This is a genomic window from Ferroplasma sp. Type II (assembly GCF_000496155.1).
The window spans coordinates 1-15,809 of the sequence record NZ_KI542699.1 but is presented as its reverse complement, the minus strand read 5'-3'; the positions used below and the strand labels follow the sequence as shown (position 1 = coordinate 15,809).

Below are 15,809 nucleotides of genomic sequence, written 5' to 3'. Positions count from 1 at the left end.
AACTAATAAATGGAATTTTCACCATAAAACTCAAGCTGCCGTTCCCTTCTGATTCCCTTTAGATGGAAGGAGCGGAAGCATGATTATTGAAACCACTGAGAACACAAGCATTATAACAAATGATGTGTAGAGTGCCACATGGACATAAAGCAATAGTGTTACTATAGCTATACCTATGGCTCCTCCCACTATATTCCCAAAACTCCAGACCAGGGCATTGGAACGGGATGAGAATTTCTGTGGAATTGTCTGGGCAACATAACCGAGAAGAACGGGGAAACTTGTAAAGGCAAAGGTTGCATAAAGCAGGTAAATAACTGTAACCAGATATACATTATCTGTCAACAGCATCAGGGCAAAGAACACTGTGGATGCAACTGTTGTGACCGCGATGGTAAATTTTCCCCCATAATCCTTTACGATCTTCCCGAAATATGGCTGGCCAAATACCGCACCAAGAAAACTTATTGTAACTATGTCTCCCATTATCACCTTTGAATGGAATATATTGTCAAAATAATCCGGAGTGAATGTAACTGTGCCCATAAGGAAAAACGACCTTATAAAAACAATTGCCGTAAGTATATAGAGAAATTTGCCGTATTTATTGTATTCAGCATCAGAGGCTTTTCCCTCTTCTGTTTTCTTTCCATGTTTTTTGGCATCTATTGTGATGTATTTGCTTCTCCTGAAAAATGATAGCCCCCAAAAAATTATCAACGCTGCTATGAATGTATATACGGCAATGGCAACAAGTCCATAAAATTTACCCAGAAACAGGATTGAATATACAAGCAAGGAGGGTATGAGAGCCCTGCCCAGGCTGCCGAATGACCCGTTGATGCCCATGGCTGATGATGAATCAATCTTGCCATATGTAAAAGCCAGTATGGATGCACCTATTGGGTGATAGAATGCCTGCCCGACACCTAGAAGAACCGATGCCACGAGTATTATATAATTGGCATATGCATGAAAAACAAATGCCACACCAAAGATGATGGCAGATACCCCTTCAATGAATATCCCAATGAATATGAGTGCCCCATCCCTGTCAATTCTGTCGGCAAGTTTTCCAATTGAGGGGCCCAGGAGCCCGGACAGGAGATTATATATTATTGCCATTACCCCCAGGAAGGCAATGTTTACATGTGGTATTACCTTATAATACGCTATAAGTGTAGGAAAGAGAAGGAAATTTCCATCATTGGCAAAATGGCCTAAGGATGTGAAAACTAGTGATTGCTTTGTATTTTTCATTCTCCAATAAGTGAAAAAACATATTTATATTTTTACTAAATTGTTTATTAATAAATTATTTGAAGAAATCTTCTATGTTTCTTTTTTTTGGGTTCTCGTTAAATGCATCCGTAATCTTACTTTGAGGATTCTTGAAAACAGCAACTTCCTTGTCAAGGCTTTCCAGAACCCTGTTTAATGTTTCCTGAAGCCTTTTTGAATAGTAGACATAGTCAGGCGTATAGGTAAATTCCCGGCCATCAATAAAGGGCTCAACTCCCTGCGGTGTTTTTCCTGCGTCTGTGACAATCCATGAAACTTTCATACCAGGAATAAAGATTTCCCCTCTGTCAATAAGCTTTTTCGCTGCATTCACGTTTGCCATGGATGATGCATTCTTATACTCTGAAAAATTCTTTACACTTCTTGATATGACAAGTTTGCTGGTATCTATTTTTCCTGTTGCAACTTCCTTTATAAGGCTCTCTGCATATCCTTTCGCGCCATCCACATCCCTTGAGAGGATAAGGTCAAATACTCTGGAGAGAGCTTCGCTCTGGAGATCAAAGGAATCGGTTCTTCTGGTTTCGTAACCCCTGACAAGAATTTCACCTGCCGAAGATGGGGGATAAACTATTTTCCCGGCATACCTTTTTTTTGCACCATGTGAGAATAATGGGTCCATTATCTTTTCAAATTCCAGTATAAGCTTCTCTCTATCGGAGATTTCAGAGCTGAGTTTGTTGCCGAACTCTATGGCTTCGTCCAGAGTGTCCTTTCCTGATTCTATGAATATTGAATCTGTATCACCGTATATTACTTTGTTGCCGGATTTTTCAAGGTCTTCTATTATAGATTTTATTGTATGTCTTGCAAAGGCTGTAATCGCACTGCTTATATCCCTGTTAGTGAATCTGTAAAATGACGTGCCTAAGACACCATAAAAAGTATTCATCAAGACCTTGATTGCAGCCTGTAGCCCGTCAAAGTATTCATAATTTGCTTTGTCTTCCCTCATCTGTTTTTTAACTTCATCACGTTTTTTCATTAACTGTTCCAGCAGATCGGGTATGAGTCCTTTCTTAACATCAGGAGAGAGAAATCTGGCACCGTTTGGAGCCATTATTGTGCCTTCAGGGCTCAGTGTTGTAAAGCATATATTGTATTTTATGATCATGGAAGGATACATGCTCTTGAAATCAAGAACCACGATCATGTCATAAAGTCCGGGATCCATGGTATGCACATACCCCCCTGCATAGGTATCGTTGGAAAATTTGCTTGAGCTCATTGGTACGCCTATGTTTTCCCTGTCGGCCCTGCGTATCAGCAACGAATCAACATATGTGCTTGTTCCACCATTTGTGACATCATCAAGTGGAAGCATTGATACTGTGGAAAGATATAGATTCCTGTCCAGTATTCTTATTTTCCTGTAGATTAAAAGTGCCAGTTTTGCATCCTTAATGCAGTATTTGATAACATCGTCCCTCCTGTTATTCCATTCATTTTCGATGTCCAGCCGGTTAACATTTTCCTTGCCCTCATTTAGAAGCATATTTGATACATAATTAAGTGTTTCATGCTTTGGATGCAAAACCTTCCTCACTTCCCACCATGTATCATCTATGACTCTGCCATGAAGCCTCCAGTATTGGTCCATTATTCTCCTTGGAGAAATAAAATCACGGCCTATGCTGAACTGTACTCTATTGAACTTCATACGTTCCTCCAGCAGGGGCATATCATAACCATCTATGTTGTATCCTGTAATTATATCCGGGTCCTCTTTCTGGACTAGTTCATTAAAACCTTTCAGTATTTCGGGTTCACTTCCTGTAAGTGAACCCTCTCTAATTTTGCCATCAAAGTATATGGAATAGCCTATAACGAATATCTCTCTTGTGGAAATGGAATTTTCAATATCAAATGAAAATATTTTTAGCTCCGGATTAAAGTCCTCTGTTTTTTTCACTGTTTTTATTTTAATAACCAGATCGGTTGTGTAATTCTTTTTTTCTTCTTCTGCATTTTCACCTTCTATTTCTACAGTAGACCCAAGGTCAAAATCATAGATAAATCTGTGATGGAATGGTATATCAGCTGCAAGTGCCTGGCACTGGCATATTTTCCTTAATTCCGGGACTTTCCAGGGAGATTTTAGATATATTCGTTTGACGTTTACTTCTCCGCCATCAAGAAATAATTTTTTATTTTCCATTTGTAAATATTCAGGATTTTTTTCTATTTCCCTTATGCATTCCTCATCAGGTTCAACATATTCGAAATATGGTTTAAACCCATAATATAGTGCAGTGATAGACTTATTATCATCCGTGCGCCCATATAATTCTACAGTTACATCGCTCTGCCTGTATGAGGCGGCAACGATTCTCATTTTAATATTCATCTTACATCCTCCAGGAAAACCCTCTGCATAAGTGTGGAAAAGAATTGTGTGGTAAACCTCAATCCCTTACCAAATTTTACCAGTTTAACCTTTTTTATGCTTATAATCATTTTCTTTTCTTCTCCTTTTATAACGATTGATTTTCTATGTAGAGCATCCGCAGACGTGTATGTATCTCTCTGGTTTAACTTCTGCCTTTCTTTCATATTTTTCACTATATTTTTTAAAGCTCTCTAATCAATTCCTGCGCTATTACTCACGGAATGAATCCCTTCCCTCAGAGATGGGTAGTTGATCTACATATAGTATTTTAAATCAATATATATTTTTGTCCTATTATTCTTATACCACAATGCAAAAATTGAATATTTAGTATACCCATTATAATGGGTCTTCGTCTGTTTTTGACAGATCGATTATACGGTTAATGCCGTCAAGGTCATTCATAATATTGTAAACAGTTTTTGGAACATCAATTTTCCAGTTTTCGCCCTTGAGCATTTTCTGCCTTATCCTTGTTCCTGACCATGAATCACGATTTATCATGGGAAGTGAAAGCACTTCATATTGTTTTTCATAAAAAAGCCTTTTGACAAGGGGATTATTCGTATACACCCGGTGGAAGGGAGGAGTCAATGATTCGACGTGTGCAACCCACATTGGATTTGAGTTGACGTCCTCTATTGGAACTATATAATAATTGGAAATTCCATTATTTTCCAGAGTATTCAGTATCATGAGATAACGTTCTCCGGCCGTGAAAGGATTCATGAGTGTATGTGAAAGCTGGGCACTTCCAATTCCGATGACCACATACTCGTTATGCTCCAGTATATGCTTTATTATGGCCAGATGGCCGTTATGGAAAGGTTGAAACCTTCCTATTATAAAGGCTTTCATTTAACCCTAATAGGCATATCGTAAATAAATTTTTATGATAAGTATATTTTTATTGCCCTGAAAAAATATTTACGTTATTTCCTGTTGATTCCATGACTGTTTTGATAATTTCCCGATCTTATGGAATAATTTTTTTCAGGCTTTTTTATCTCGTAAAATACTATCTGGACAAATTTCATGCCTGTCATAATTTCGATATCATCCCCGAAATTATAAAATGACATTGTAAGATTCCCACTGAACCCAGCGTCAACAAAGCCAAAAGAGCCAAATATTCCCCTTCTGGCGTATCTTGATTTTATATGCAGGGAACCTACTATGTTATCTGGAAGAGCAAGTTTTTCCAGGCTTGATATGAAAAATAATGAATTTTTTACTGCAGTATCTCTGTCATGTTCCCCAATTCGTAGATCATAGCCATTTGGAGTCAGGCATTCCTCCATATAATTTTCTGTAATTATTTTCCCCAATGTTATATAATTTGCTATATCTGAATCATTTAACATGCCGTTGTATGGTACCTCTATTAATTACTTTTGTGATTACCGGATAAAGTATAAGTGCCAGCAAAAAGGAAATATAATAACTTATATCCACTCCGCCTAGATACAGCTTTGATATTATCCCCTCGTAGATAATTCCTGGATCCATAAATGGAATAGAGGCCAGCAGTGCTATAAAGTATGCCATAATGCCAGGGATATTAAATCCCGCTACCGACCTGATATTAAAATCACGGAACCTGTTCACAATAAAAAAATCAGCCAACATTATACCAAGCCACGGGGTTATCCAGTAGTCCAGGAGGTATAGAAAATCTTCATAGAATGAATAAAACCTTGTGTACAGTACTATAGAAAGCACTACTGCTATTGCAATGCCAAAAACTACCGAGTATATGCGCTGTATTTTAAGGCCAGTACTTTTTAGTGAAATTGAATTTGAATAGAGATTTAATGCGTCCGCTGCGATACCACCCAGAAATATGGTAATCAACCCCAAAATCCCATAGGAGCCAAACACATGGCTGAGGTCACTGGCAGGGTTTCCAGAAGGGTTTAAGGACATTATTGCTATAAATACGCCCGCTATCTCTGCCCAGACTGTTGCAATAAGTCCTCCTGAAAAGGTATAAATAAACGCATTTTTTGTTTTATTGTATCTGGAATAATCTGCAGCGTATGGTCCCCATGACATGAGATATGAAAATGACGTTGCCAGTGTAATGCCAAATGCCACACCGAATCCGAAATATATGGGTTTATAGGAATATATCTGGCCTATGTGAAATCCTGCATCAAGTATTATAATGGCAAATAAAATCCCGAGAACGACTGACATGGATTTTTCAAAAATTGAGATTGCTTTTCTTCCAGAATTTGATATGAAGAATATTACTATTCCAATTACCAATATGGAAATTTCATAATATGGTATGTGAAAAGCAAGAGAGAATGCAAATGACGCCAGTATAAGATTTACCGTGAGCCATCCAAGAGTATTCATCCACTGTAGGCCTGTCATGAATATACCAAAATTTTTACCAAATGCCCTTCTGCCAAGAATCATTTGTGGGAGTCCGGTTAACGTTCCTGTTTTAGACATGAATGCCACAAGCAATGACCCCATAACACTTCCAAGAACCATGGAAAACAAAGCCATTTTGAGGCTAAGACCCAGAAGCACAGGAATAAATCCTATGGCAAAATCTCCTATTGTGAGATTCGAGGCAAACCATAGTGTAAAAAGCTCTGATGACTTGTTTTTCCTCATTTCTTTGGGAACAGCCTCAAATTCATTGAATAGAAATTTAGAATTTTTGCCATCAGAATGTTCTATCTGCATATCCTTTAATTAAAGCATAATATATCTACTTTTTTTATCGAATTCAGTAATTTAACATCGTGAACTGGAAACCCCTGCCATATTCAGGGGAAATGAGTGAGAGTTGATTAGAATATAGTGATAATGCATCTACTAATATGCCAGATGGATACTCCGGTTCCATCACATCCGTTTATTTCATGAACTATCATTTGCCCTGCACCGTTCTCAAGTTATAAATAATGAGTTTATTACATCGATTTTATAAAATAAATTATTTTTTTTCAAGAGTTTTAATAATGGATGCCGTATCCATTACAGTTGAAACAGCTGACATAGACTTAAGAGACACTTCATGCATCTCCTTGCTGTGCGATGAGCATGAGTCAGAGGCAACTACTGTATAATAACCCAGGGTGCCGGCATCTCTGACACTGGTTTCAACTCCTATTTCTGTCGCAATTCCGGTAAAAATAAGTGTTTTTATTCCAGCATTCTTTAGCATATTGTCAACATTTGTTCCAATAAACAGGCTGGCTGTGTGTTTATTAAGCACATAATCATCCTTTTCAGGAGCCACTTCGTGGTAAATCTCAGCATCATTTGAACCCGGGGCCATGAATACAGGGAGCTTAGTTGGGTCATCAACGCCAAACCTCTTCATGAAACTGTATATACTGGACGAAGCCATATATCTGAATGGAAGCGGCGTGATCTTTGTATAAAGAACTGGTATCCCCTTATCCCTGGATTTACCTGTCAATTTTTTAACGTTGGAAACAAACTCTTCCCTGTTAAAAATATTCTTTACTAATCCGTTCTGGATGTCCCAGTTGACAAGCAATGTGTGTTCAGGTGCCAATATTTCTTCTATATTTTCGAAAATTGTCTTACTTCCCACTGTTTTCATCCTATTACATTTTTTTATTGTATATCATTTTTATGTATTTTTCGAAATTATGATTATCCGAAATTAAATCATTTTCAAGTTCATTTTTTAGCTGTTTGGCTGTTGAGGGGTCATTGCCATTGGTGCTTATGGAAATTGCCAGATCGCCAACCACTGTAGTGGCAGCCATCATAATGTCTGAATTTTCATGGTTGCTAATATCATCATGCAGAATTCCCAGGTTCCCGCATACATTGGATATTTTTTCATTTACCTCTGGCCGATCTGTTGCACATATAACCATGAAAAAGTTCTCTGTTAAATCATCACTTCTTATTTCACGTTCAATAATCTCTAACTGCCTTCTTTTCCCATAATTTTTATGAAATCAGTAACTTCAGGTGAAATAACCGAAATTTTCGGGGATTCTTCAATAAGTTTTTTGATTTTTCTTTCCGCAATATTCCCACCTCCCACGAATAGTATTCTTTTTCCGGATATTTTTATATTGAATATCATACATACAGCATAAACACAAGGGTATATATTATAATCGAAGTCAATTTCCAGCCTATCTGATTGAAATCTGTAGTAGGTGTTCCTTATTCCATTCTAAAGGTTCTGATAAGAAAACTATTATTATAAAACATTATTTACTTATATGCTTAATGAAAATGAAAAGGATGTTTTAAAATACGTCAGGGAACTTGCAGAGAACAAAATAAAACCAAGAGCCAGGGAAATAGATGAAAAAATGGAGGTTCCTGAAGATATTATTCAGGCAATGAGGGATATGGGTCTGTTTGCCTCTTACATACCAGAAAAGTATGGCGGTTATGGGTTGAGTTTTCCATTCCTAGTGGAAGCAATTGAGACTATATCTGAGGCATGTCCAAGCACAGCACTTGTTCTTGATGGGGCATTGACGTTGTTTGCCGAGCCATTAATAATGTTTGGAAGTGATGAATTAAATAAAAAATATTTGACGGAAATAGCCAAAAACGGGGCTGTGGGCGGACTTGCTATTACAGAGCCAGGATCAGGGAGCGATGCTGCCTCGATCTCCACAAAGGCCGAAAAATGCAGCGGCGGATATAAAATCACAGGTACAAAGACATTTATTTCAAATGGCAGGATAGCAAAATTCTTTGTAATGGATGCATCAACAGACATATCAAAAGGGTATAAAGGAATTACAACCTTTGTGGTTGACGGAAATGCTACCGGGTTGGAGATAAGCCGGGATATACATAAGATGGGAATAAGGGGTTCAAGTACGGTTGAACTGAATTTCCATGAAGTTTTCGTTCCAGATTCAAACATAGTTGGAGAATACAATAAGGGTTTTTCAGTAATAATGGACACGCTTGATGCTGGAAGGATAGGCATAGCAGCACAGGCACTGGGAATAGCTAAATCTGCATTCCATGAAGCTCTTGAATATATAAATACCAGAAAACAGTTCAATAAAAAAATTATAGATTTTCAGGGAATACAGTTCATGATTGCTGAAATGGAAAGCCGGATAAAAGCATCAGAACTCCTTATCAGGGAAGCAGCAGAAAAATGGCAGAACCATGAGAATACGGTAGAACTTTCCTCAATTGCCAAGATGTATGCATCCGACACTGCAGTATATGTTGCAGAAAGGGCACTTCAATTATTCGGGGGCTATGGTTACACAACCGATTTCAATGCGGAAAGGCATATGCGTGATGCAAAAATAACACAGATATACGAGGGAACCAACGAAATTCAGAAAATTATAATATCCAGGGAAATTATGAAAAACTTATAAAGTTTTTATATGGCAGAAACATTGAAGTATAATGTTAATAGGGCAAAAAATTGATTTTTCCTATAAGGGACTGGAATATACAGGAACCTATATCAGTTCCAATGAAAATACAATAACAGTTAAACTTGAAAGCGGTTACAATATAACGATGAACCGCAAAGCAATCACAATCAGGAGAGAGTACAAAATAGAAGAGAACACAATACAAAAATCAGTTTCTGAAAATGGTGGTTGTGGAGATAGGGGAATATGCATACTTACAACTGGGGGAACCATAGGTAGTTCAGTTGATTACAAGACTGGAGCAGTAAAACCGGTCAAGGATATATCATACCTGTACAACTATGTCCCAAATATCAGTCAATTTAAACTGTATCATGAGAATATAGACAATATCCTCAGCGAAAATGTGAATGCCGAAAAATGGATAAAATTCGCAAGAAAGGCCAGGGACGCAATGAAAAATGAAAATTCAGTAATTATATTCCATGGCACTGATACCATGCAGTACTCTGCATCTGCTCTGTCATTTATGTTCGAAGAACAGACCAGGCCTATTATATTCACAGGCAGCCAGAGAAGCTCAGACCGCCCAAGCAGCGATGCATTCCTTAACATAGAAGGGTCAATACATTTCGCTTCAATGGATTTCGGAGAAGTTGGCATAGCAATGCATTCTGGCACATCTGATGATTCTGTTTCACTCCACCGTGCAACGAGAACGAGGAAAATGCATACAAGCCGCCGCGATGCTTTTCTGTCCATAGATGAGTCAATTATGGCATTATACACACATGGTTCGGTAAATAAAAAGGCAAAAATGGAAAAAGAGTCGGATAATATTGTTCTTAAGGATCGTCTTGACACGAATATTGGCTTAATATACTTTTATCCCGGAATGAGGGAAGAAGATTTCTATAATTTATCTTATAACAAAAAAGGAGTAATCATTCTTGGTACCGGACTCGGGCATACATCCGCAGAAATCATAGATGTGATAAGGAAGTTATCAAAGGAAACAGCCTTTTTTATGACTTCCCAGTGCATATTTGGCAATGTAAATATGAATGTTTACTCCACTGGCCGGGAACTGATGAAAGCTGGTGCTATCCCCCTGGGAAATATGCTTGCAGAAACTGCAATGGTCAAAGCCATGTATCTTTCTGCAAACTATCCAGATAATTTTGTTGAGTTGATGCAAAAAAATCTGAGGGGAGAGTTAGAGGACGTATTAAAGTCAACTACCCCCGGCTCACACAGGGAGCCTGTTCCGTGAGGAACAACGTAGGAGTTAATTAGTGGACTTTAAAGACACGGTGAAAAACATGAAAGAAAGGCAGAAGTTAGATTGGAGAGATACATATACATCAGGGAATGCTTCACATGGAAAATCAATCATTATAAAAGGAGGGGAAAAGAAGATGGATATAAGCATAAAAAAGGTTAAACTGGTAAAATACGGTGAGGGATTGAGATACATTATACAATTCCTGCCCACGCTTACGCATGGGATCTCATTGGGGGGTGTAAGATGAAAATAGGTCTTGAAATACATTTTCAATTAAACGGAAATAAACTGTTCTGTTCATGCAGCACCGAAGGAAAAGACACAAAGGATTATTTCAGGAGGAAATTGACTCCGGTTATGGGAGAAATGGGCAGGGTTGATACTGCAGTTGAGTATGAAACCATCAGAAACAGGGATTTTTTATACCGGATAAGTACAAACTCATGCCTGGTAGAAACCGATGAAGACCCACCCCATTTCTCTGATCTCAACGCATTAAAAACCGCTCTAGCAATTTCCGGTGCCCTGAATTGTAACATCCTTGATTATGTATCATTTATGAGGAAAATAGTTGTTGACGGATCCAATACTTCCGGGTTCCAGAGAACTGGAGTCATAAGCATGGACGGTAGGGTTAAAACTTCCAGGGGTGATGTAAGAATTTCAGCAATCACGCTGGAGGAAGACGCGTGCAGAAAAATATCTGAAAAAAATGATGTAGTAGAATATTCACTGGACAGGCTTGGAGTGCCACTTATTGAAATTTCCACAGAGCCTGATATAGTAGATCCTGATCATGCAATGGAAACAGCAAAGGCCATTGGGCATTATGTCATGTCAATGCCAAATTTTAGGGGAGAGGTAGATTCCATAAGGCAGGATGTTAACTTTTCCATGGGTTTCGGCAGAGTTGAAATAAAAGGTGTTTCAAAACTTTCCTTCATAAAGGATACCATAGAATATGAAATAAAGAGGCAAAGCTCTCTAAAGGAAATCTCTGACCTGCTTTCAGAAAAATCCCCAGAGATAGGTGATTTCATAGATATTACGGACATTTTCGGAAATACAGCTTCATCAATGATAAAAAAATCAATCGCTTCAGGTAAATCTGTTTTGTGTGCAAAGGTTTCTAAATGCCATAGATTTATGAAGCACGGAAACTATAAGCTTGGGCGGGAATTTGCAGACGTTGCCAGGAATATTGGTTTAGGCGGTTTGATGCATTCCGACGAATTCCCTGCATATGGGATTACAGACGAAGAACTCAAAGCAATGTATTCCACTGTAGGAAAGAAGGATGATGATGCAGTGATAGTTGTACTTGGCAGCAAATCAGATATTGCAAAACTCAAACCCCTTCTGGATGAAAGGCTCTTTAAGATAATGAAAATGAAACTGGAAGAAACAAGGTCGGCAACACCTTCCGGCGAAACCAGGTATTTAAGGCCACTGGCAGGTAAGGAGAGAATGTACCCTGAAACAGATGTTCCACTTGTGGAAATAACAGAAAGTCTCCTGGCAGATGTCGAGGAAATGATTCCAAAACCCGTGGAGGAAAAAATTGTTGAACTAACTGAAAAATTTAACCTTTCCAGTGTAGAGGCAGAATCAATAATAAATAATAACCTGCTATCTCTGTATGAAGCTCTGGTAGAAGATTACAATGACCCACATCTTCTGGCCAGGGTTCTTCTGCAGACTATTCCTGAAATGGAAAAAAAGATCGGCAGAAAACTCAATGAGAATGAAATGGCCCATATACTGGGGAAACCCTATACAGAGGTAAATAGAATTCCATTATCGGCAAATGATAAGATTATCAGTATTATGGGTATTGCTAAGAAAAATCACTGGGATCGCAATACTATGGAAAAGGCTCTGTCCATTTATCTTCTGGATCATGTTCCTGTAGATAAGCTTGAAAACAGAGAAGAATTAAATATACTGAACCAGATAGAAATCATAAACATTCTAAAAGAAATGATTTCGGAGCAAGATGTTACAGAAAGAAATCTAATATATCTTTTCAAGAAAAAAACAAAGCGTTCATTCAACCCGCCTGATGTTATGAAAATATTCCGGGAACTTAAATTTAAAAAATGAAAACTTGAAATTTTGTAGCTCTTTATATTAAAAATTTTAATGTTATAAATGAATTAAACTTCATTTAGAAATGCCGGAAATTTCATATTTTCTTACTGTTCGATATAATTAAATAGGCTGGAAAAATATACTGATAATGATGTTAGGATATGCTTCTATTGTAATAACAATAATTATCATGGTATTAGCGTTATACCTGCTGTTTAAAATCCTCCCGACCGTTGGTGCTAACAGATATAAACAGGGCGGAATAAAATTCAGCAGGAAAGAAATATCAAAAAATATTTCTCTGCAGGATCATCCTCCAGCAAGTGACGATTCATACCTTCAGCCATATGAAAGTGGTGAAGTGGCGGTTGAATACGAAGAAGGCCATATTACAGTGCAATACTATGTCATAATATTTCTCTTCATTTTATTTGATATTGATATGCTTTTATTATTTCCCTGGGCATTTGATTTCTATGCACTGGGTGCTGTGCCTTTCTTTGAAACAATAGTGTTTTTGGCTATGCCCCTGTTCGCAGTATTCTATGCCTATAAAAAAGGTTACATGAGGTGGATGAAATGAAAACCGGTGATCTCGGGATAAAAACAACAACACTGGAAAAAGCACTTCAGTGGGGAAGGTCCAATTCTCTATGGCCAGTGACTATGGGTCTTGCATGTTGCGCTATAGAAATGATGGCCACACAGGCAGCCGATACTGATGTTGCCAGATTTGGAAGTGAGATATTCAGAAATTCTCCAAGGCAATCTGACCTAATGATTGTAGCTGGTACAACTACAAAAAGAATGGCTCCCAGGGTAAAGAGGATATATGAAGAAATGCCTTATCCCAAATATGTTATTGCCATGGGAGTCTGTGTTATACAGGGTGGCCCCTATGTTGACGGTTATTCGGTGGTACTGGGTGTTGATAAGGTAATACCTGTTGATGTGTACGTTCCAGGGTGCCCTCCCACCCCACAGGCTCTAACCTATGGCCTGATTACACTGCAGAAGAAAATCAGAAACGAGACTGACAGGTGAAAGAAATGTACAAAATTTTATCAGAGGAAACTGACAAATCCGGAATGAAGGTACTGAATATTGACAAATCGGATCTTGTAGAACTAATGGAGGAGTACAAGGGTAAGGGGTACTATCTATCATCTATAACCGGTGTGGATATGAAAGACCATTTGGACGTTATATATCATATCCATAATTTCGATAAAAATGATTATATCTGCGTGAAAATTTCAACCAGCGACGAAAAAGTTCCATCATTGACTAAACTATGGAAGGCTGCTGACTGGGATGAAAGGGAACAGTATGACCTTATGGGAATAATTTTTGAAGGCCATGAAAATTTAAAGCGTATACTGTTACCAGAGGAATGGGCCGGCCATCCACTGAGAAAGGATTACGACCTGAAGAAAGTCCAGTATGTAAGCATGGATAGAAGTGGAAATGAGCATGTGAGCTTCGATGAGACGGAGGGTTGGTAATGTCCCACTGGATAGAACTGAATGTAGGGCCAGTGCATCCATCCACACATGGTATTTACCGTTTCAGAGTCAAGCTTAATGAGGAAACAGTGGAAGATGTGGACATAACTATTGGCTATCTCCATAGAAATGCAGAAAAAATATGCGAATTAAGCTATTTTGTTAACAACATTATATACTTTGACCGTATGGATTACATTGACGCCATGAACATGGAACTTGCCTATCTAAGGGCTGTCGAAACTCTTATGGATATGGAGGTCCCTGAACGGGCACAGTGGATCAGGATGATTATGGCAGAACTTAGCAGAATTGCGGCAAGAATGGTGGGCATAGGGGCAGTTGGACTGGATCTAGGGATGCTTACCCCGTTCTTCCATACATTCCACGAAAGAGAAAAAATTCAAAAGATATTTACAGAAGCCTCAGGTGGCAGGCAGGAAGTAAATTATATGAGCATCGGTGGAGTTTATCAGGATTTCAATGAGAAGATCATTAATGAAATCAGGGAGTTTATATCTCAATTCAAGGGAAAGCTTGAGGAAATGGTAAAAATGCTTCTTGATAGTGAGATATTCTGGCAGAGAAACGAGGGAATCGGTATACTGGAACCGGAAGTTGCGCTGGATTACGGGGTTACAGGGCCCATGCTAAGGGCTTCCGGAATAGGATATGATATTAGAAAAGATTCTCCATATTTATTCTATGACAAGGTTGATTTCGAAGTCCCTGTGGCAAAGACAAAGGATAATCTTGGTAGATTTCTTGTTAAAGTTGAAGAACTACGGCAATCTATCAGAATAATAGAACAATGCCTTGCAAAATTGCCTGATGGCCCATATTTCAATCCAAAGGCAAAGAAATCTGCAATGCTTTTGCTGAAGGGACAGGGCGATGTTTTTACCAGAGTAGAATCTGAGAGTGGGGAATTCGGTGTTTTCATACGTGGAGATGGAGGCGTAAAACCATATAGGGTACATGCCAGAAGCCCTTCTTTCAAAAATCTGGCCGTGGTTCCTGAAATGACACGGGGAGTTCTTATAGCCGATCTGATTGCAACAATTGCCTCTGTGGATGCAGTAGCTGGGGAGGTGGACAGATGAGCTTGCTGGTAAGAATACATCAGTGGCTTTCATTCCTGGGGAATTTCACATCCTTAGGGCTTGCATATATACTCCAGACAATATTTATACTTATTTTTGTAGGGATTTCATTCGTGGCTCTAATTTACATATTCAGGAAATACATGGCCAGAATACAGAGAAGGGTTGGTCCAAACAGGGTAGGAAAATTCGGATTGCTCCAGTTAATTGCTGACCTGTTCAAACTCCTGGGCAAAGAGTCCATAATGCCTGAAAGAAGAGATGATATGGCTTATAAGCTTGCTCCAATCATAGTCATAATTGCAACAATGCTGGCATTCATGTTGCTTCCATTCGGTAATCTGGCATACTTTGGTTCACTGGCTGTTACCCATTCTAAAGTTACTCTCATATTAATGTTCGGAATACTTTCAATTTTGCCCATTGGGGAAATCCTCGGAGGTATAAGCACAAAAAGCAATTATGCACTTCTGGGTACCATGAGGGCGGTTGCCAAGGATATATCATTTGAAATTCCGATGATGATAAGTGTACTGGCAATAGTTATAGTATCATCAAGATCATATGTCACAGGCGGAGCCATAACTGGGGGACTCAGCCTTTCCGGAATAGTGGCAAATGAAATTATTCCATATGGAATCATAGAACCGCTCGGGCTTCTCATATTCTTTATTTCCATGGTTGCAAGGGCATCATATTCTCCCTTTGATCTGGGAGAAAGTGACAGTGAACTGATATCCGGGTATACAACAGAGTATTCGG

The 15,809-nt window shown here is 38.5% G+C and carries 18 protein-coding genes; 9 read left to right on the top strand and 9 right to left on the bottom strand.

Translation table 11 applies throughout. From position 1 onward, the window contains the following. Positions 1–30 precede the first annotated feature (30 nt). The 9 genes from AMDU4_RS03655 to AMDU4_RS03615 all read right to left on the bottom strand — a co-directional run bounded on the left by AMDU4_RS03655 (position 31) and on the right by AMDU4_RS03615 (position 7,781). Entirely contained in the window at positions 31–1,260 is a 1,230-nt protein-coding gene (locus AMDU4_RS03655; RefSeq protein WP_021786631.1) for an MFS transporter, read from the bottom strand. Positions 1,261–1,315: 55 nt separating this feature from the next. Further along, positions 1,316–3,649, bottom strand: coding sequence for a DNA-directed DNA polymerase (locus tag AMDU4_RS03650; protein ID WP_021786630.1), 2,334 nt, complete (start codon positions 3,647–3,649; stop codon positions 1,316–1,318). Next, positions 3,646–3,855 (bottom strand): hypothetical protein, encoded by a 210-nt coding sequence (locus AMDU4_RS03645; protein WP_021786629.1) that lies wholly within the window; start codon positions 3,853–3,855, stop codon positions 3,646–3,648. The genes AMDU4_RS03650 and AMDU4_RS03645 overlap by 4 nt, the downstream gene beginning before the upstream one ends. A 175-nt stretch (positions 3,856–4,030) precedes the next feature. Then, entirely contained in the window at positions 4,031–4,549 is a 519-nt protein-coding gene (locus AMDU4_RS03640) for a nicotinamide-nucleotide adenylyltransferase (protein ID WP_021786628.1), read from the bottom strand. A 74-nt stretch (positions 4,550–4,623) separates the two neighbouring features. Further along, positions 4,624–5,055 carry a dCTP deaminase gene (locus AMDU4_RS03635; protein WP_021786627.1) on the bottom strand — a complete coding sequence of 144 codons (432 nt, stop codon included), beginning with the start codon at positions 5,053–5,055 and terminating at the stop codon, positions 4,624–4,626. Then, complete coding sequence (locus AMDU4_RS03630; RefSeq protein ID WP_021786626.1) at positions 5,045–6,394, bottom strand: cytosine permease; 1,350 nt, start codon at positions 6,392–6,394, stop codon at positions 5,045–5,047. The genes AMDU4_RS03635 and AMDU4_RS03630 overlap by 11 nt, the downstream gene beginning before the upstream one ends. 253 nt (positions 6,395–6,647) lie before the next feature. Beyond that, entirely contained in the window at positions 6,648–7,283 is a 636-nt protein-coding gene (locus AMDU4_RS03625) for an isochorismatase family cysteine hydrolase (RefSeq protein WP_021786625.1), read from the bottom strand. A 4-nt stretch (positions 7,284–7,287) separates the two neighbouring features. Further along, positions 7,288–7,566, bottom strand: coding sequence for an NAD(P)-dependent oxidoreductase (locus tag AMDU4_RS03620; protein ID WP_021786624.1), 279 nt, complete (start codon positions 7,564–7,566; stop codon positions 7,288–7,290). 50 nt (positions 7,567–7,616) lie between these two features. Continuing rightward, positions 7,617–7,781 (bottom strand): NAD(P)-dependent oxidoreductase, encoded by a 165-nt coding sequence (locus AMDU4_RS03615; protein WP_021786623.1) that lies wholly within the window; start codon positions 7,779–7,781, stop codon positions 7,617–7,619. A 142-nt stretch (positions 7,782–7,923) separates the two neighbouring features. Between AMDU4_RS03615 and AMDU4_RS03610 the strand changes: the two genes are divergently transcribed. From AMDU4_RS03610 to AMDU4_RS03570, 9 genes are all read left to right on the top strand, one after another. Further along, positions 7,924–9,060, top strand: coding sequence for an acyl-CoA dehydrogenase family protein (locus AMDU4_RS03610; protein ID WP_021786622.1), 1,137 nt, complete (start codon positions 7,924–7,926; stop codon positions 9,058–9,060). A gap of 31 nt (positions 9,061–9,091) precedes the next feature. Then, entirely contained in the window at positions 9,092–10,336 is a 1,245-nt protein-coding gene (gene gatD, locus AMDU4_RS03605; RefSeq protein WP_021786621.1) for a Glu-tRNA(Gln) amidotransferase subunit GatD, read from the top strand. A 49-nt stretch (positions 10,337–10,385) separates the two neighbouring features. Continuing rightward, complete coding sequence (locus AMDU4_RS03600) at positions 10,386–10,595, top strand: hypothetical protein (protein WP_021786620.1); 210 nt, start codon at positions 10,386–10,388, stop codon at positions 10,593–10,595. After that, entirely contained in the window at positions 10,592–12,451 is a 1,860-nt protein-coding gene (gatE, locus tag AMDU4_RS03595; protein ID WP_021786619.1) for a Glu-tRNA(Gln) amidotransferase subunit GatE, read from the top strand. Before AMDU4_RS03600 ends, gatE begins: the two co-directional genes overlap by 4 nt. A gap of 136 nt (positions 12,452–12,587) precedes the next feature. Then, on the top strand, positions 12,588–13,022 hold the full coding sequence (gene ndhC / locus AMDU4_RS03590; protein WP_290704091.1) for an NADH-quinone oxidoreductase subunit A: 435 nt from the start codon (positions 12,588–12,590) through the stop codon (positions 13,020–13,022). Continuing rightward, entirely contained in the window at positions 13,019–13,483 is a 465-nt protein-coding gene (locus AMDU4_RS03585; RefSeq protein ID WP_021786617.1) for an NADH-quinone oxidoreductase subunit B, read from the top strand. The genes ndhC and AMDU4_RS03585 overlap by 4 nt, the downstream gene beginning before the upstream one ends. A 5-nt stretch (positions 13,484–13,488) precedes the next feature. Then, positions 13,489–13,944 carry an NADH-quinone oxidoreductase subunit C gene (locus tag AMDU4_RS03580; RefSeq protein ID WP_021786616.1) on the top strand — a complete coding sequence of 152 codons (456 nt, stop codon included), beginning with the start codon at positions 13,489–13,491 and terminating at the stop codon, positions 13,942–13,944. Beyond that, positions 13,944–15,047 (top strand): NADH-quinone oxidoreductase subunit D, encoded by a 1,104-nt coding sequence (locus AMDU4_RS03575; protein ID WP_021786615.1) that lies wholly within the window; start codon positions 13,944–13,946, stop codon positions 15,045–15,047. The genes AMDU4_RS03580 and AMDU4_RS03575 overlap by 1 nt, the downstream gene beginning before the upstream one ends. Next, a partial coding sequence (locus AMDU4_RS03570; protein WP_021786614.1) for an NADH-quinone oxidoreductase subunit H occupies positions 15,044–15,809 on the top strand: 766 nt, incomplete at its 3' end. The genes AMDU4_RS03575 and AMDU4_RS03570, both read left to right, overlap by 4 nt.